This window comes from Kribbella sp. VKM Ac-2571, assembly GCF_004362255.1.
Classification (GTDB): Bacteria; Actinomycetota; Actinomycetes; order Propionibacteriales; family Kribbellaceae; genus Kribbella; species Kribbella pratensis.
Map to the genome: position 1 here is coordinate 111,285 of NZ_SNWS01000009.1, position 16,909 is coordinate 128,193.

The window sequence follows — 16,909 nt, forward strand, 5'->3', positions numbered from 1 at the left end:
GATTCTCGAACCATGGCCTTCACTCTCGTGGCCTTTCACGCACACCCGGACGACGAGGCACTGCTGATGGGCGGTTCGCTCGCGCGGCTGGCCGCCGAAGGGCATCGCATCGTCCTGGCGGTGGCCACGGACGGCGAAGCCGGGGCGGCCGCTTCGGGGTACCGCGCGGGTGGCGGGCTGGCGGCTTGCCGAAGGAGCGAGCTCGACCGGTCGGCGGCGTCGCTGGGATGTGCGCGGGTCGTCCGGTTCGGTTTCAAGGACTCCGGGTCGTCCGGGTCACCCGCCGAGGGCGGCTTCAGCACCCTTCCGGTCGCGGAGGCCGCGGCGCCGCTGATCGAGCTCCTGCGCACGGAACGCGCCGACGCACTGACCATTTACGACCCGGCCGGTGGCTATGGGCATCCTGATCATCGGCAGGTGCACGCCGCCGGGACCTACGCGGCGGCCCAGGCGGGTACGTCGCTGGTGCTCGAGGCAACGATTGATCGGCGGCTGATCCGTCGGCTGATCCGGATCGTCGCCGCGATTCCGGCCGGCCTGCAGGTGTCACCGGCCGACTACGATCACGCCTACTCCGCCACGGCGGCGCTCACCCACCGCGTCGACGTACGGGCTCATGTGGACGCGAAACGTCGTGCTTTCGAGGCGCATGCCAGTCAGGCGAGCGCCGACGCGGGGGCGCGCACTCTGGGGTTGCTGCTCAAACTGCCGCGCTGGCTGTTCCGGTTGCTGCTCGGCCACGAGTGGTACGTCGAACACGGCCGGACACCGGGGGCTCCGCTCGACGACGTGTTCGCGACCCTCCGCTGACACCGGCCGGGATGATGGCGAGCAACGCGATCTTGAGACTGCGCCGCGCCAGCGTGCGGAGCAGGTCGACCGGCGCAGCGGTTCTCGTCGTCGCGCTGGCGATGGCGTTGGGCGCCGGCGTACTCCTGCTCCTGCTCCAGAGGGCGCTCATCACGACGGTCTCCGATGCCGCGGACGGACGCGCGGCGGACGTCGCCGGCCAGGTGGCCGAGGAGGGCGTCGACGTACTCGGCATCGATCTGGCCATGTCGACGAGAGCGAGCCAGATCGTCCAAGTTCTCGACAACACCGGCAGGATCGTCGCCGCGTCGTCAGCCCGAGCCGAGACGACGCCCCTGACCCACCTGCGACCGGCCGTCGGCACGGTGGAGCGGGCGGAGGTGGGCGAGATGCCACTGCTCGACGACGATCACGACTATCTGATCGTCGCGCGCGGCGTCGAGTACGGCGGCCAGACGTACACCGTGGTGGTCGCGTCGTCGGTGGAAACTCAGCGGTCCACCGTCGCCACTGTGGCGGAGTACCTGGCGATCGGCTTTCCGGTGCTCCTGTTCGTGGTCGGCGCCGCCGGCTGGATGCTGGCCGGCCGTGCGCTCCGTCCCGTCGAGCGGATCCGGACGCGGGTGCAGGGCATCGAGTCGAGCGACCTGACCGAACGCGTACCGGTGCCACAGACCGACGACGAGATCGCCCGGCTGGCCGCAACCATGAACGAGATGCTCGACCGCTTGCAGGCCGGCCAGGCCACCCAACGCCGGTTTGTCGCGGACGCGAGCCACGAGCTCAGGTCTCCCCTGGCGACACTCACCGCGGGCCTGGAGGTCATCGAGCCCTCGGCGCGTGGTCAGGCGTGGCAGGACCTGTACCGGTCGATGAGAGGCGAGGCCGAGCGGATGCGTCGGCTGATCGAGAACTTGTTGCTGCTCGCGAAAGCCGACGATGCCGCCCTGCCGATGCATCGCCACGAGGTCGACCTCGACGATCTGGTCGACGCGGAGGTCCTCCGGCTCCGCGAAGGCAACATCCGGCTCAAGGTGCTGGCGGACGTGCGCCCGGTGCGCATCCATGGCGACCCGCTGCGGCTGAGTCAGCTGGTCCGCAATCTCGTCGAGAACGCCACCTTCGCCGCGCACAGCGCCGTACGCCTCAGCACGTTCCAGCGTGACGGCCAGGCGATCCTGATGGTCGAGGACGACGGCGACGGCATCCCCGAGGAGGATCGGCTGCGCGTCTTCGAACGCTTTGTCCGCCTTGACGCCAGCCGGGCCCGCTCCAGCGGCGGCTCCGGCCTCGGCCTGTCGATCGTCCAGGAGATCGTCAAGGCCCACAACGGGACGGTGACCCTGGCCGCAGCCGCCACCGGCGGTACCACCGCCACGGTCGTCCTGCCGTTGCCCTCCACTGCGGCTTGAAACCGCACGCCGCCCCGACTCAGTTCCCTCTCAGCAGAGGTGACGGACACTGAACGAGTGCGGGTATTGATTGTCGAGGACGAACTCCCCCTGGCCGAGACGGTGCGGCACGGTCTGACCGCGGACGGGTTCGTCGTCGAGGTGGTCCACAACGGCGAGGACGGCGTCTGGGCCGCGACCGAGCACACCTTCGACGTCATCGTGCTCGACATCATGTTGCCCAAGCTCAACGGGTACAAGGTGCTCGAGCAGATCCGCGAGCGCGGCGTGTGGACGCCGGTGCTGATGCTGACCGCGAAGGACGGCGACTACGACCAGACCGACGCCTTTGACCTCGGCGCAGACGACTATCTGACCAAGCCGTTCAGCTTCATGATTCTCGTCGCCAGGCTGCGCGCCCTCGTCCGGCGCGGTGCACCGGAACGTCCGGTCGTGATGCGCGCAGGAGATCTCGTTCTGGATCCCGTCCGGCAACGGGTCGAGCGCGGCGGGCGGGAGATCACCCTGACCCGTCGCGAGTACGGCCTTCTCGGATACCTGATCCGGCATCGCGGCCAGACAGTGAGCAAGATCGAGATCCTGGAGAACGTCTGGGATCCCGCCTTCGACGGCGACGCGAATGTCGTCGAGGTCTACATCAGGTACCTGCGACTCAAGCTGGACGTCCCGTTCGGCCGTCACGCCATCGAGACCGTCCGGGGCCTCGGCTACCGCCTCGATCCCACCGGTGGCTGATATTTCCGGAAGTCACCAGTTCCTGCCTGGCAGGACGCTCACCCAGGTAGCTGCGGGAAGCAGGCGGCGACGGCGAGGCTGTCCACGAAGTCGTTCATTTCGTGGCCGGAGTGGCCCTTGACCCACTGGAAGGCGACGTCTCCGCGCTGGCTCACCAACTCGACCAGGGGCTCCCACAGGTCTCGGTTGGCGACCGGCTTCTTTGCCGAGGTGAGCCAGCCGCGCTCGAGCCAGCCCGTGTGCCACGCGTCGCGGAAGCAGTTGACGACGTACGTCGAATCCGACACGACCAACAGCGGGCCGTCGTTCGCCCGCACGGCCTCGAGCGCGGCCCGGATCTCCATGCGCTGGTTCGTGGAGACAGCCTCGTGGCCGGAGGCATGCACAGTCTTCGACAGCGCCCAGGCCCAACCTCCCGGCCCAGGATTGCGCGAGCAGGCACCATCGGTGAACACGGTGCGCGCCCCGGCGGGGACGGTCATATCAGCCGGACGAGGACGACGAGTACGAGTAGGAGACATCAGAGCGAAACCCTATCCCCCTGACGCATTCCGGCATACAGCCGCTGCCAGGCCGGTTATCCACAGATTGCGAAGACCGGCCGTTCCGGTGCCCGAAAGTCCATATGTTCTTGGGTAAAGGAGGTGCTCGATGAGCGCTGGCAAGGGCAGAAACGGCCGCCGGAGCGACCGCGGAGGTAGCAAGCGACACTACGGCGTCGACGAGGATCGGCTGCACCCGGTGCTGACGCCGCTGACCATGCGCCAGGCCGACCGCTTGGTCCGTCTGGCCGAGGCTGCGGTCGCGGAACGCGGGTTTTCGATGCGGTACGACGGCGCGGGTGCACTGGTACCGATCCGAGACGACGATGATCCGGTGGGCGCCGCTCCGACCGTCGGACTCGCGAACCTCGCGCGCACCCTCGGCGGGTTGCCACGACAGCTTTGGCGCTCGGCCGTGGCTTCGCATTTCGACCAGATGCTTCCTTCGGGCGAGAGGCCGATGGTCCCCGAAGACCTGGAGAACGAGCTCTACCTTCGGCTGGTCTGCGCGGCCACGATCGAGCGCAGCTGGACCGATCGGGTTCCGGAGTTCGTCCCAGGTGTAGTCACTGCGCCGGCAACCTACAGTGGGCGAGCCGTCGCGATGCATTTCGATGTCGACAGCCTTGGCGTGCCGTGGGAAGAAATCACCCGGATGGGCCTGGCGAACCTGCGCCACCTCAAGGACAACGTCGAGTTGGTGGAAGAGCCCGGCGAGAACGGCGCCCAGGTCGCCATGCTCACCGGAGGCATGTTCACCGCCTCCCGGGCGCTGGTCCTGGACACCGTGCTGCGCGAATCCCTGCGCGTCGAGAATCCCCCGTTCGGCTGCCTCGTGGCCATGCCGGCGCGAGACATGCTGCTCCTACATGTGGTGCGAGATCGGACGGTGATTCCCGCGTTCGGAATGCTCACCGAACTCGCCAACTGCTTCTTCGCGGACTCGCCTGGACCTGTGAGCCCGCACGTCTACTACGTGATTGGCAACGAGTGGGAACAGGTGACTGACTACAGCACCGGCACCGCGCGACTTCACTCCGGCGGCCGCTTCTCAGAAGCCCTCCGCCGCCTCGACGGCGAACCAAGCGGTCTACCGCATGTCAGCTGACGAGGCGGCTTGGAGGGCGGCGGTGGCGGTTACTACGTCGCACCAGGCTTCGCCGACGCTTTTGAAGAGGCGGGGTGCGCCGGGGGTGATGTCGAGGCGGCCGGTGGCGAGTTCGTGAAGGTCGGCTGTGATCGCGTCGGTTTCGGGTACGCCGTCCGCGATGGCGAGGATGATGTCGCCGGCCTGGCTCAGTGCTGAGGCTCGTGACTCGACCACGACGGTGGCGCGGCGGACGAGGTTCGTATCGACCTCGCGGACGGCTGGTTCGTGTGACCCGACGGCGACCACGGTCGCGTCCGGCTGGAGCAGCTCGGAGTCGAACAGCGGCTCGGTCGCCGTCGTACAGCAGGCGACCAGGCCGACGTCCGCGACGTCGTCGGGGACCCCGGGCCGAGCTCGGAGGCCCTGCGCTTCAAGCGAGCCGACGAGTGAGGCGACCGCCTCGGCCCGGCGGCCCACAACGACGACCTGGCCCAGCGGACGGATCGCGTTGATCGCCAGGGCATGGCTCAACGCCTGCGGCCCGGTCCCGAACACCAGCAACGAGTTGGAGTCCGGGGTCGCCAGCCGACGTACGGCGAGCGCCGAGAGACTCGCCGTACGTCGCAATGTGAGCGACTCGGCGTCGATGACGGCGACCGGCCGCAGCGTCGGACCGTCGAAGGCGATGTGGACACCCTGGATCCGGGGCAGGCCGCGGGCGGCGTTGCCGGGGCTGACCGACACGACCTTCACGCCGACCTGCGGGCCGACCTCGCCAGGCATCAGGATGAGCTGGCCGCCGGACACCTCCACGAACGTCCGCGGCGGCGTGTTCCCGGTCCCGGTGATCAGCGCGGCCTCGAGTGCGTCGATCGCCTGCGTCCAGCCGAGCGTGCGCTCGAGAGCCGCTTTGTCGATGAACCTGATGCTGTCCGGCATGGATCTCCTAAACCACGCGTCCGCCCTGGATGACGACCCGTTGCGCGGCCGGATCCCACAGGCATTCGGGCTGCTCCAACGGGTTGCCCGAGACTACGAGAAGGTCCGCGATCGCCCTCGGTCGCACCACGCCGAGGTCCTCCAAGCCCAGCAGGCGGGCGTTCACCGAGGTCGCGCAGCGCAGGGTGTCGAGGATGCCGAGCACCTCGCTCTGCAGCCGCAACCCGTTGAGCTGTTCTTCCTCCAACTCCCCCATCAGGTCGGTGCCGAACCCGACCGGCACCCCTGCGGCGACGGCGAGCTCGATCGCCTGCCGCCCGGCGTCGAGCACCTCACGGTTCTTGGCCCGCGACACCGCAGCCATCCCGAGGTCCACGCCGCGCCGGTCGATCGCGTCGTACGCCGCCAATGTCGGAATCAAGAACGCCCCGTACTCGGCCATTGCCGCAGCGGACGCGCTGTCGAGGAGGTTGCCGTGCTCGATCGACCGTACGCCGTTCCGCACCGAGTGCACGATCGCTTCCGGCGAGTACGAGTGCGCCGCGACGTAACTCCCCCGCCGGGCCGCTTCGGCCGTGACGGCGCGGATCTCGTCCTCGGAGTACTGCGGGATCCGGATCGGGTCCGTCAGCGAGACGACGCCGCCCGACGTCATGATCTTGATCGCGTGCGCGCCCTGCCGGAAACGCTCACGGACGGCGCGACGCAGCGGGTCCACCCCGTCAACGACCTCGGTCGTGTGACTGTGACAAGGACACGTGTCCCAGTGCGCCGGGCGCGCGTCGCCGTGTCCACCGGTCTGGCTCAGCGCCGGTCCGGTGAACAGGTATCGCGGCGCCTCCAGCCGGCCCTCGGCGATCGCCTTCGCCAGCCCGGCCTCGCCACCGGCGACATCGCGGATCGTCGTGAAGCCGCGCCGCAACGCGTTGCGCAACCGGCCGGCCGCGACGATCGCTATGTAGCTCAGCGGGCTCGCTTCGATGTCGACCATGTCGAGACTGATGCCGTACGGATGACAGTGCGCGTCGATCAGCCCAGGCAGCACGGTGCCGCCCTCGGCGTCGACGACAACGGCGTCGTCCCCGAGGTCCGCGGTGTCCCCGACCGCGACGATCCGTCCGTCCCGGACAGCAACTGGCCCGTCGACGAGCTCAGCGCTCTCACCGTCGAAGACCGTCACATTGGTCACGATGAGCGTGTCTTGCCCGGACCTGCCGTCATTGACGAGCACGTCGTCCTCCTTGAACTGGTTCGTTGGTTTCGGTGAGCAGTGGTGCCATTGTGAGGGCGAGGTGGAGAGTGAGGCGGTCCTCGCCGCGGTGCAGGTCGAAGCCGGTGATGGTCTCAATGCGGCGGAGCCGGTAGTACGCCGTCTGGCGGTGGATGGCGAGCTCCGTGGCCAGCTCCTGGATGTTGCCGGCCCGGTCCAGGAAGACCTGCGCAGTCCGAACCAGCTCACCGCCAGCGTCGAGCAGCCGCTGCGCCCGCGGATCGAGTACGGCGTCCACCAGGGCCGACCGCGGACCGCAGGAGATCAACCGGTGTACGCCGAGTTGTGACCAATGAGCGACTGTGCCGAGACGCGGCACAGCTCCCAGGATCTTGGTGGCGCGCATGGCCTGTTCATGGCTGGTCCGCGCGTGAGCGAGGCCGCGCTGCGGCTCGCCGACACCGACAAGCAGCCGCGCCGCGGCCTGGTCGCCCAAGCGTTGGGCGTGCAACTGCCGAAGGCGGTCGATCGCCTGATCGATCAAGGACATCCGCTCGTTCGCCAGGTCGACAAGCAAAGTCGTGAAGCCCTCCCCCGAAGTGGCGAGCACATGGCGCGGCAGCGACCAGAGATTCAGCGGCACGACCTCACGCGAGGGCTGTTCGGCATGGACAACCACGACGTACGCCGCCCGCTGGACGAGCCCCCTGCTGTCGAGCTCCTCGACCGCCCGCGCCGACACCGCGTCGTCAGGTGCCAGCAGGTTGGCGAGTAGCAGCGACGCGTCACGACTGCCGCGGGCCCGCTGCGCGAGCAGAGCACCCGCGTCGCGCGCGATCGCGGCGGTCGCCTCGAGCTGCTCCGGCGTACCCAGTCCGCCTTCGGGATCGAGCAGCCAGAAGTATCCGTAGGTCACGCCGTTCCATCGCACCGGCAGGCACAGCCGCGGGAGGATGCCGAGGCTCGGCTCGGACGGCGTACGGACCGGTCCGGTCGCGGTGGCGATGCCGAACTGCTCGAACCAGCTCCGGACGTCGGCGGTCGAACGCCGCCGCAGGATCGACCCGGCCCGGACCGCGTCGATCTCGTCGGCCTGCGTGTTGAACGCGATCAGGTTGAAGTCGCGGTCCTCGAGCACTGCCGGCGTACCGAACGCGTCCGAGATCGCGCCGACCAGGTCATCGAGGTCCATCCGACCAGCTTAGACATCTGTATGACGATCTGCCGCAGAGCATCTGCCAACTGCATAACGCCCGCCGAGCGTGATGGTCCTTACAGTGCACTCACATCCTGACCAGGAGGAGTCCGCCGTGCTTGGTACCGCTCTGCTCGCCGCATCCCGCAGTCGTCGTGTCCGGGCCGCCGTCACCAAGTCCCCGGTGACGCGCAAGGTCGTCAGGCGGTTCATCGCGGGCGACGACGTCAACGCCGCCGTCGACACCACCCGTCGGCTGACCTCCGGCGGCTTCGCCGTGACCCTCGACCACCTCGGCGAGGACACGCTCGATCGAGCCCAGGCCGAGGCCACCAGGGACGCGTACCTCACGCTGATCGAACTGCTGGCGGACCAGGGGCTCGCGTCCAGGTCCGAGGCTTCGCTCAAACTTTCCGCGATGGGTCAGGCGCTGCCCGGCGAGGGGGAGGCGCTGGCCGCCGACAACGCACACGCGATCTGCGCCGCCGCCTCCGAGGCCGGGATGACCGTCACGCTCGACATGGAGGACCACACCACGGTCGACTCCACGCTCGGCATCCTGGCCGAGCTCCGCAAGGACCACCCGTCGGTCGGCGTCGCGCTGCAGGCGATGCTGTACCGCACCGAGGCCGACTGCCGCGACCTCGCCACCACCGGGTCGCGGGTCCGCCTGGTCAAGGGCGCGTACGCCGAGCCGAAGTCCGTCGCGCACCCCGCGAAGAGCGACGTCGACCGCGCGTACGCCCGCTGCCTCGGCATCCTGATGGGCGGACTCGGCTACCCGATGATCGCCAGTCACGACCCGCGCATGATCTCCATCGCCCAGGCACTCGCCACGCAGCACGGCAAGGGTCAGGACGACTTCGAGTTCCAGATGCTCTACGGCATCCGGCCGAGCGCGCAGGAGCAGCTCCGCTCGCAGGGGTCCCGGGTGCGCATCTACGTGCCGTACGGCGACGACTGGTACGGATACTTCATGCGCCGCCTCGCCGAACGCCCCGCCAACGTCGGCTTTCTGCTCCGCTCGCTGGTCACCAAGTAGCGCGGATGTCGTATTTCGTGGTGCGCTGATCGTCATACACCTGAGGGCGGACAGCCGAGTTCGCCGAGGAGGTGGCACCACAGTGCTGGAAGACGACACCAAACGGGCGGCACAGCGCGCGCTCGTGGACCGGATCCTGACGGGCGACGGCAGGGCATCCGCCGAGCAGCGCGCGCGTGCGTTCAACGCCGAAGGCCTCGTCCCGCCGCTGAGCACGCTGATCAGCAAGATCACCCGTACGCCGGTACGCGTCAGCCAGGCTGACCTGGCCGTAGCGGGATACACCGAGGACGAGGTGTTCGAGTTGGTGGTCTGCGCGGCCGTCGGGCACTCGACCCGCTTGTACGAAGCCGGGCTGGCGGCGCTGGCCGAGGCGGTCTCCGAGGAGGCGCCCGGTCATGCATCTTGACATCCTCAACCACGGCTACCGGCCCGGGACGAAGCTGATGTTCGCGCTCGTCCGGCTGTTCTCCGGGCAGCCGCTTCCGGACGCCGCCAAGCTGACCTTCTACCGGTCCGACTTCTACGGCAACCCGGCCAAGGAGTTCACCCACGAGGCACTGCGCGGGCCGTCCGACTGGTCCGTCGGCGACCGTGAGCTGATGGCGGCCTACGTCTCCAAGCTGAACCAGTCCGCGTTCTGCGTCGGCGCCCACACGGCGACCGCGAGCCTCGCCTACCAGGACGGTCCGCGGGTGGCGGCGATCCTCGACGACCTGGAATCGGCGCCCATCGATGAGCCGCTCCAGGCAACACTGCGCATGCTCGGCAAGCTGATCCGCGACGGACGCGTCGACGCCGACGACCTGCGCGAAGTCCTGGCCGCCGGTGCGTCGCCCCAGCAGGTCAAGGACGCGCTCGCGGTGTGCGCCGCGTTCAACACGACCAGCCGCCTCGCCGACGCCTTCGGCTTCGAGCTCCTCACCCCGAAAGGCTATGAAGCCGGAGCCAAATACCTCCTCAAACGCGGCTACCGGTAGTTAGTGCGTCGGTGATTCGCCGGCGAGCTGCGTAGTAGTGGTCCGGGTCGAGTACCGGGCGGTCGAAGCGGAGGGTTCGGTCGGGGTCGATGAGGTCGAGGGCGGCCGCGTTGCCGTGGGCCGCGCGGACGGCCTGGAGCGCGCGGTGGTCCCACATCGCCTGCGCGAAAACGCGGTGCCGAAGCGACGGCCACGGCGTGCCGTCCGGGCCGGGGTAGACGGCAAAGGGATCGCCGGACGGGAACGCGCCGCCGGCCGAGGTGTCCGCAAACGGATCCACGCGCCGGATCGAGTGCCACGTGTACCAGAAGTTGAATCCCCAGTGCAGGAACCCGTCCACGCCGGACGCGAACAGCTGGTGCCCGATCGCACGGTTCCGCGCCGAAGGCATCCCGATGAACCGGTTGGCGACGTCGCGATCCTGGCTGACGCAGTAGTACACCCACATGCGTTCCGGTCGCTCGGCCAGGAACGGCTCCACATGGTCGGTCGCGACGACAGGAACCTCTACGGCACCCGACGTGTAGAAGGAGTGCTCGCTCAGGGCGTCGACGACCGTCCAGCCCTTCAGGAGATCGGCGACGACGGCCTTCGCGGCGAGGTAGCTCGCCAGCCCGTCCTCCCCCGACGGCTCGTCCGAGATGTGAAAGACGACGTACTCACGATCCCACTCGTCGTCGAGCACAGCCTGCAGCGCCGGCAGCAGCGCCTCCATCAACTCCCGGTACCGTACGTCGGTCGCCGGCACGTCCCACCCGAAGACGCGCTCCTCGCCCACCACGATGCCAGGCGTGGTCTTCGCGCCCCACTGGGTGAACAGATGCGCGACCTCGACCCCGGTGATCCCGGTACGCCGACATACGTCGAGCCACCGCCGCAGCCGATCGAACCCGAACTCGTACCCGTCGCTGGTCGCGGTGATGTCGATCAGCTGCACAACAGTGCGATACGTACCGACCGCGGTGTCGAGCGGCGGTGTCCACACCGGTGCCAGCAAGGACGTCGCACCCATCTCGACCGCGGACGCCATGAAGCGCTCCACGATGGCCCAGTGCTCTTCGCTGAACACCTCGACGCCGTAGTGGTCCGCGAGCGAATCGAGGTGCATCCAGTGTCCCGACACGATGTCGAGCGGCGGCAACTCGATCCCCGTGATCTCGACGGCGACCGGAGCGCGATGCAACTCGGAGCCGTCGGGCGCGCTCACCACGACAGTGAGTTGGTGTACGCCGGCCCGCGCCGGATCGGTCGTGACGACGTCGAACCACACTGCACTCCAACTGCCGAACCGCACCGGTGCCTCACCGTTCGGCACCGGACGCAGCACGTCCGGGTACAGGCCGGGCTCGTCGAACTCGTAACCGTCGTCATGCCCCGGGAGGGCGACGAAAGCGCAAGGCACGAGGTCCACGCTCGACATGGCGACCAGGTCGGCCGCCGTACCCTCGACCCGCACCTGCAGCGGCCGCGGGTCGCGGAACGTCGGCTCGAGCGGAGGGCGGTAGGCGAGCTGGAACGATGCCCGCTCACCGAGGAAGGCCTGAAACCGGGTTTCGGCCGACACCGGGCGCGGATCCCGCACCGGGTGCACCTTCGCGAGCGCGTCGCAGAGCACGAACTCCCACTGGGCGGTCACTCCGGACCACTCCTTCCGACAGAACGGCATACACCATCCATGCGTATTAGTGGTCTCTATGATGCAGATCCGCGCACCAATGCACAACACTCGTCCCGCAGCCCGCTCACTCCGGGGCCGGGGTCAACGCGCGGGCCGAGTAGTCGTGCAGGACGAGCGCCGTGGTCACCGGGCCGAAGCGGGCGAGGCTGTCGATGATGGTCTCGAGGCGTCGCGCGTCGGAGCAATGAACGTCGCACAGCAGGCAGTCCTCGCCGGTGACCCGACGGATCGCGGTGATGTCAGGAGTCCGCGAGGCCAGCGCGAGCGCCTGTTCGAGTTGCGCGTGCGACGTGCGCAGCCTGATGTGGGCGGTGATGCCGAGCCCGAGCTTGGCAGGGTCGACAATCGCCCGGTACCCCGTGATCACGCCGGTCTTCTCGAGTCGCTGGACCCGCGCGCTCGCGGCCTGGGGCGACCACGCCGTACGGATCGTTCCGGCGTCTTGGAGCGAGCCCGAGCTGGACGACTGGGTCGCCGCGGTCCAGCGTGCGTACGACGATGCTCGCAGCCGTAACGATGACGTGGTGCTGGTGGCGCACAGCCTCGGCTGCTGGGCCGCAGCCGCATGGTTCGCCGCGGGCGGCTCTGCCACAGCTGCGCTGCTGGTGGCACCCCCGGACACTCAGCACCCCACGTTCCCGAGCGAACGCGCAGGCACGTTCCAGTCCGTTGCGGCACAACCACTTCCCTGCCCGTCGCTGCTGGTAGCCAGCACGGATGACCCGTACTGCAGCGCGGAACGCGCGACCAACTTCGCCGACGCCTGGAAGGCCGATTGTCATCTGGTGGAGCACGCCGGCCATCTCAACTCCGCCAGCAACCTCGGCGACTGGCCGCTCGGCCGCCAACTGCTCGACGACCTACTCACGCCCGCTTGATGGGAATAGCCGGTGGGTACCCTGGGGGCGACGTGCGACGGAAGGCTGGCTGATGAGCTCGGAGCCGCAGACGTATGAGCGTGATGACGAGAGCTCCGGTGAGCGCCTCGACCGGCACTGGAACGAGCTGCTGCAAGAACTGCGGCTCGTGCAGACCGGGACGCAGATCCTGTTCGCGTTCTTGCTGGGGATCGCGTTCCAGAATCAGTTCCACGCGGCGGACGGCTTCACGCACGCGGTGTACGCCTGCACGCTGATCGCCGCGGCGCTGGCGGTCGCGTTGTTCCTGGCGCCGGTCGCGCTGCACCGGCTGCTGTACCGCCACGGTTTGCGCGACCGCCTGGTCACCGCCGCGGACCGCCTGACACGCGGCGGCCTTGCGCTTCTGATCGTGTCGATGTGCGGCGGCATCTTGATCGCCATCGACGTCGTCCTCCCCCGCGCCGCCGCGATCGCCACGGTCGTCGGCGTACTGCTCTGGTTCGTGGCGTTGTGGCTCGCGCTCCCGGCGTACATCAGGCACAAGGGCGCGGACGGCCGAACCTGATCGTCCCCGCGCCGAGGACGGCGCGGGGACGCGGTTGATCACGTGAAGATGCTGACTCCACCTGGTCCGACCAGGAGGCCGAGCACGATCAGCGCGGCACCCCAGATCATCTGGCCACGGAACAGCGACACGATCCCCGATATCACGAGGATCACGGCGATGATCCACAGAACGAATTCCATGGTCCTCTCCCTTTCCAGGGCCGGGCTAGACCCGGCAGGTTGAATCCCCGTGTGACACCGTCCGGTGCCCGCGCGGATCTCCCGCAAACCCCGGCGCCTGGAGGCCGCCTAGCCGCTGATTCGGTAGAAGCGGCGGGCGGATACCGAGTAGATCTGTTCGCGGTCGCTGTCCGAGAGGTGCGAGAGGGCGTCGGACAGGCCTTTGAAGACTCGGTCGTATCCGCCCGCCGCGGTCGAGATCGGCCAGTCGCCGCCGTACATGAGTCGCTCCGGCCCGAACACCTCCAGGGCGCGGTCGAGGAAGGGTTGCAGCGAGTCCCGGGTCCAGCTCTCGGGGTAGAGACCGGAGACTTTCGCGTACACCCGCGGGTTCTCGGCGGCGGTCTTGATGAGGCTCCACCACGGCTCACGTGCGGCCTCGCCGATCGGTGGTTTGGCGAGGTGGTCGATGACGATCCGGAGTTCGGGGTGCCGTTCCGACAGTGTCGGGACGTGTTCGAGATGCCGAGGCAGTACGGCGACGTAGTCGAACGTCACGTCCGCCTGCTCGAGTACGCCGAGCCCCTCGTCGACATCGGGGCGCAGGATCCAGTCCGGGTCCGGAAGGTCGTGAATCAGGTTGCGGATCCCGACCACGCGAGGATCCTTCCGCAACTGCGCGAGGCGCTCCGCAGCGACACCAGGTTGATCGAGCGGAACGTACGCGACGATCGCCGCGACCTCCGGATGCTGATCGGCCACCTCGAGCATCAGGTCGGTGTCGCCGTCGTGATCGTCGGACTGCACGAGCACGGTCGCGTCGACACCGTTGCGCACCAGCTGCGGCTTGAGCTCCTCGAAGGTGAACGTGCGATTCCACTGCGGTACGTCCGGGCCGAGCCAGCGGTACGGCGAGCGCTCCAGATCCCACACGTGCTGATGCGCGTCGATGATCATGCCGGACCTCGCTTGTCGACCAGGTAGAGATGGGTGAGGACGAGAACGGTCTCCGCGCGCTGGTTCGTCACGCTGACCTGCTCGTGGACATAACCATGCGTCTGCGGCGTCCGCTTGTGGTCGGACTTCCCGGTGATGGCCGCGGTGACTGTGATCGTGTCGCCGATGAAGACCGGCTTGATGAAGCGGATCTTGTCGTAGCCGTAAGACATCGACCGCGGATTGATGTCGCCCGCGGTCATCCCGACGGCGACGGAAAGGATGAGCGTGCCGTGCGCGATCCGCTGCCCGGCCGGCTGCGTCGCCATCCACTCGGCGTCGAGGTGATGCGGGAAGAAGTCACCCGTCTGACCGGCGTGCAGCACGATGTCGGTCTCGGTGATCGTCCGCCCGACGGTCGTGCGGCTCTCACCGATCTCGTACTCCTCGAACCACCGCTCCGCGACCTTCATCGCTCTCCCAACAGCCGCTCGGCCAACGCGTTCGCGCGCCGTACCAACTCGGCATCGGTCAGCTCACCGCGGAGAGTCGCCGTGACCCACGGCGAGACGACGTCCTGGAACTCCATGTAGCCCGCCGTCCGCGGACGCACCCACGCGCCTTCGAGGGTCTGCCGGGTCCCGCGGAAGAAGTCCCACGAGTCCTCGTTCAGACGATCGTCATCCCACGAGGACGCGTACCCGGGCTGGCCGCCGGCGTCGTAGTACACCCCACTTTGGACCGTCGGCGAGGCCAGCCAAACGGCGTACGCGCGGGCCGCGTCGAGTTCCCGGGTGTACGCCGAGACCGCGATGCCGGCTCCCCCGAGCTGCGACCCGGCGACACCACGCGGCCCGGCGGGAATGTCGACGTACTTCAGCCGATGCGTGCGGAAACCCCGACGTGAGTAGTTCGTGTAGCCGTACGCCAACGGCACGTAGGCCCATTGCCCGTCCCCCGCCAGGGCCTCGGCGACCTCGATCGGGTTGGCTGCGAGGCACCACTCGGGGACCCGCTCCGCGAGGCGGTGCATCAGGTCGAGTACGGCACCCGCATCGTCGTCGGCGAGAAAGCGGCCCGGCTCGGCTGCGACCGGCGTACCGCGGTTGGCGGCGAGGGTGCACAGGCTCGAATACGCGTCGATAGGCTTCGCGGGCCAGAGGACTTTGCCTTCGCGGGCCAGCTCGAGTACGTCCTCCCAGTCCGTCGGCGGCGTGGGCAGCAGGTCAGGACGATGTACGGCGACCTGCGCAGCGGAGTCGGTTGCGAGTCCGTACTGGTGGCCGTCGTGGGCGTACGACGCGTGGTTGTTGCCCACGGCATCGTTCGCTAGCGCTGCTAGCTCTTCGTCGTGACCGGCTCCATCCAGCGGTGCCAGCAGTCCCTCGGCCGCCGCCAGCGGCACGTGCGGATGGTCGATGACGAGCAGGTCGTACTTGGCCGCGAGACCTGCGATCGGCTCGTCGGCGAAGGCCTGGAGCGACCGGTACTCCCACTGCACGTCGACACCAGTACGACGGGCGTACTCCTTCGCCGCCGCGACCTGGCAGTCGTACCCGCGCGGATGTTCCCAGGTCATGCCCCGCAACGTCGTCATGCGATCTCCTGTTCGACGGGATTGTGCTCGCCCAGCCGAGGTGCCGGCCGCGAGTTGGTCAACAGCTCGCCGTCGATTCTGATCGGGCTCCGCGTGGTGGTCAGCTCGAGACCGTCGCGGTGCAGCTCCTGCGTCATCGCGATCGCCCGGAAGCCGTCGTGCGCCACCAGTTCGTCCAGAGTGAGAACAGGCGCGCACCACACGTCCTCGGCATCGAGAACAGCCAGCCATTCATCGCGAGTCCGGGTGTTGAGCCTGGCCGACAGCAGGTCCTCGATCTCCTCCTGTCGGTCCCACCACGACTGCGGATCGGTCATCGCGGCGACCTCGGGCAGGTCGAGCAGCCGGCCGATGGTCGGGACCGGGTTCATCGCGATCGCGAGATACCCGTCGCTGGTCGGATAGATCCCGTACGGCGCCGGCAGGAACGCGTGCGCCGAGCGGCTGCCCTTCCGCTGTACGGCGATCGACGGGTCGTTCAACAGTGTCGTGAGGAGCTCGAACTCGAGGTCGAGCAGCGCCTCCAGCAGACTGGTCTGCGCGTGTCCGCCTCGACCGGTGCGGAACCGCCGTACCAGCAGCGCCGTGATGCCCTGGGCGAGATGACAGCTGGCGAGATGATCGGCCACGGCCAGTCCGACCGGCACCGGCGGATCGTCGCGGGAACCGTTCAGCCAGGGCAGTCCGGCGATCGACTGGGCGAGCAGATCCTGCCCGGGCCGGTCCTTGAACGGACCCGTGTCGCCGTACCCGCTGACACTGCCGTAGATGATGCCGGGGTTGATCCGGCGCACGGTTTGGTAGTCGAGGCCGAGTCGTTCCATCACGCCGGGACGAAAGTTCGAGACCACCACATCGGCCGTCGCGACCAAGTCCCGGACCCTGGTCAGGTCTGCCGGGTTCTTCAGGTCGGCGACGATGCTCTCCTTGTTCCGGTTCATCGCGTGGAACGACATGCTGTCGCCCTCGCTCATCCGGCCGGCGAAGGCGAGTTGCCGGCCGGCGTCGCCGCTGCCGGGGCGCTCGATCTTGATCACCCGCGCGCCCAGATCGGCCAGCCGCAACGCCGCCACCGGCCCGGCCAGGAACTGGCTGAAGTCGAGGACGGTGACCCCGGACAGGGGAAGTTCGGTCACCACTCGGTTCCCATCGTTGTT

Annotated in this window: 20 protein-coding genes; 9 read left to right on the top strand and 11 right to left on the bottom strand. The window is 68.4% G+C overall.

Annotation, left to right across the window (positions count from 1 at the left end; translation table 11 throughout):
• Positions 1-12 precede the first annotated feature (12 nt).
• From EV651_RS20940 to EV651_RS20950, 3 genes are read left to right on the top strand one after another with little or no spacing between them, the layout of a single operon-like run.
• Entirely contained in the window at positions 13-810 is a 798-nt protein-coding gene (locus EV651_RS20940; protein WP_133786902.1) for a PIG-L deacetylase family protein, read from the top strand.
• An 11-nt stretch (positions 811-821) separates the two neighbouring features.
• The gene (locus tag EV651_RS20945) at positions 822-2,222 is read left to right on the top strand and encodes an ATP-binding protein (protein WP_133786903.1); all 1,401 of its coding nucleotides are present in this window, start codon (positions 822-824) and stop codon (positions 2,220-2,222) included.
• Positions 2,223-2,279: 57 nt separating this feature from the next.
• Positions 2,280-2,957 carry a response regulator transcription factor gene (locus EV651_RS20950; protein WP_133786904.1) on the top strand — a complete coding sequence of 226 codons (678 nt, stop codon included), beginning with the start codon at positions 2,280-2,282 and terminating at the stop codon, positions 2,955-2,957.
• A gap of 38 nt (positions 2,958-2,995) precedes the next feature.
• On the opposite strand, the gene EV651_RS20955 is transcribed toward EV651_RS20950, so the two are convergent.
• Positions 2,996-3,478, bottom strand: a complete 483-nt coding sequence (locus EV651_RS20955; protein ID WP_370353061.1) for a ribonuclease H — start codon at positions 3,476-3,478, stop codon at positions 2,996-2,998.
• A 220-nt stretch (positions 3,479-3,698) separates the two neighbouring features.
• On the opposite strand from EV651_RS20955, the gene EV651_RS20960 reads away from it, so the two are divergent.
• A complete protein-coding gene (locus EV651_RS20960; protein WP_133786906.1) occupies positions 3,699-4,607 on the top strand; it encodes a hypothetical protein in 909 nt (302 codons plus the stop codon).
• On the opposite strand, the gene EV651_RS20965 is transcribed toward EV651_RS20960, so the two are convergent.
• From EV651_RS20965 to EV651_RS20975, 3 genes are read right to left on the bottom strand one after another with little or no spacing between them, the layout of a single operon-like run.
• Positions 4,590-5,528 (bottom strand): ornithine cyclodeaminase family protein, encoded by a 939-nt coding sequence (locus EV651_RS20965; protein WP_133786907.1) that lies wholly within the window; start codon positions 5,526-5,528, stop codon positions 4,590-4,592. The genes EV651_RS20960 and EV651_RS20965 overlap by 18 nt on opposite strands.
• 7 nt (positions 5,529-5,535) lie before the next feature.
• Positions 5,536-6,759 (bottom strand): amidohydrolase family protein, encoded by a 1,224-nt coding sequence (locus EV651_RS20970; RefSeq protein WP_133786908.1) that lies wholly within the window; start codon positions 6,757-6,759, stop codon positions 5,536-5,538.
• Positions 6,746-7,930, bottom strand: coding sequence for a CdaR family transcriptional regulator (locus tag EV651_RS20975; protein ID WP_133786909.1), 1,185 nt, complete (start codon positions 7,928-7,930; stop codon positions 6,746-6,748). The genes EV651_RS20970 and EV651_RS20975 overlap by 14 nt, the downstream gene beginning before the upstream one ends.
• A 118-nt stretch (positions 7,931-8,048) precedes the next feature.
• Here EV651_RS20975 and EV651_RS20980 point away from each other — a divergent pair, with 118 nt between their 5' ends.
• The 3 genes from EV651_RS20980 (at position 8,049) to EV651_RS20990 (ending at position 9,955) form a co-directional block, all read left to right on the top strand.
• Positions 8,049-8,975 (top strand): proline dehydrogenase family protein, encoded by a 927-nt coding sequence (locus EV651_RS20980; protein ID WP_133786910.1) that lies wholly within the window; start codon positions 8,049-8,051, stop codon positions 8,973-8,975.
• 82 nt (positions 8,976-9,057) lie between these two features.
• The gene (locus EV651_RS20985) at positions 9,058-9,384 is read left to right on the top strand and encodes a hypothetical protein (protein ID WP_133786911.1); all 327 of its coding nucleotides are present in this window, start codon (positions 9,058-9,060) and stop codon (positions 9,382-9,384) included.
• On the top strand, positions 9,374-9,955 hold the full coding sequence (locus EV651_RS20990) for a carboxymuconolactone decarboxylase family protein (protein ID WP_133786912.1): 582 nt from the start codon (positions 9,374-9,376) through the stop codon (positions 9,953-9,955). The genes EV651_RS20985 and EV651_RS20990 overlap by 11 nt, the downstream gene beginning before the upstream one ends.
• Here the strand turns inward: EV651_RS20990 and EV651_RS20995 are convergent.
• Together EV651_RS20995 and EV651_RS21000 are read right to left on the bottom strand one after the other, a co-directional pair.
• A complete protein-coding gene (locus EV651_RS20995) occupies positions 9,936-11,621 on the bottom strand; it encodes a DUF4091 domain-containing protein (protein WP_133786913.1) in 1,686 nt (561 codons plus the stop codon). The two genes, EV651_RS20990 and EV651_RS20995, sit on opposite strands and share 20 nt — an antisense overlap.
• A gap of 76 nt (positions 11,622-11,697) precedes the next feature.
• Complete coding sequence (locus tag EV651_RS21000; RefSeq protein WP_202870433.1) at positions 11,698-12,000, bottom strand: Lrp/AsnC family transcriptional regulator; 303 nt, start codon at positions 11,998-12,000, stop codon at positions 11,698-11,700.
• Between EV651_RS21000 and EV651_RS21005 the strand changes: the two genes are divergently transcribed.
• Together EV651_RS21005 and EV651_RS21010 are read left to right on the top strand one after the other, a co-directional pair.
• Positions 11,993-12,511: an alpha/beta hydrolase gene (locus EV651_RS21005; protein ID WP_202870434.1), complete on the top strand. Its 519-nt coding sequence runs from the start codon at positions 11,993-11,995 to the stop codon at positions 12,509-12,511. The two genes, EV651_RS21000 and EV651_RS21005, sit on opposite strands and share 8 nt — an antisense overlap.
• 52 nt (positions 12,512-12,563) lie before the next feature.
• A complete protein-coding gene (locus EV651_RS21010) occupies positions 12,564-13,058 on the top strand; it encodes a DUF6328 family protein (RefSeq protein ID WP_133786914.1) in 495 nt (164 codons plus the stop codon).
• A 38-nt stretch (positions 13,059-13,096) separates the two neighbouring features.
• Here EV651_RS21010 and EV651_RS41460 read toward each other — a convergent pair whose 3' ends face one another.
• From EV651_RS41460 to EV651_RS21030, 5 genes are all read right to left on the bottom strand, one after another.
• A complete protein-coding gene (locus EV651_RS41460; RefSeq protein WP_166658687.1) occupies positions 13,097-13,240 on the bottom strand; it encodes a GPGG-motif small membrane protein in 144 nt (47 codons plus the stop codon).
• A 108-nt stretch (positions 13,241-13,348) separates the two neighbouring features.
• Complete coding sequence (locus tag EV651_RS21015) at positions 13,349-14,176, bottom strand: amidohydrolase (protein ID WP_133786915.1); 828 nt, start codon at positions 14,174-14,176, stop codon at positions 13,349-13,351.
• Entirely contained in the window at positions 14,173-14,628 is a 456-nt protein-coding gene (locus tag EV651_RS21020; protein WP_133786916.1) for a MaoC/PaaZ C-terminal domain-containing protein, read from the bottom strand. Before EV651_RS21020 ends, EV651_RS21015 begins: the two co-directional genes overlap by 4 nt.
• Positions 14,625-15,752 (bottom strand): extracellular solute-binding protein, encoded by a 1,128-nt coding sequence (locus tag EV651_RS21025; RefSeq protein ID WP_133786917.1) that lies wholly within the window; start codon positions 15,750-15,752, stop codon positions 14,625-14,627. Before EV651_RS21025 ends, EV651_RS21020 begins: the two co-directional genes overlap by 4 nt.
• Entirely contained in the window at positions 15,749-16,888 is a 1,140-nt protein-coding gene (locus EV651_RS21030; RefSeq protein ID WP_238157093.1) for a CaiB/BaiF CoA-transferase family protein, read from the bottom strand. Before EV651_RS21030 ends, EV651_RS21025 begins: the two co-directional genes overlap by 4 nt.
• Positions 16,889-16,909 lie beyond the last annotated feature (21 nt).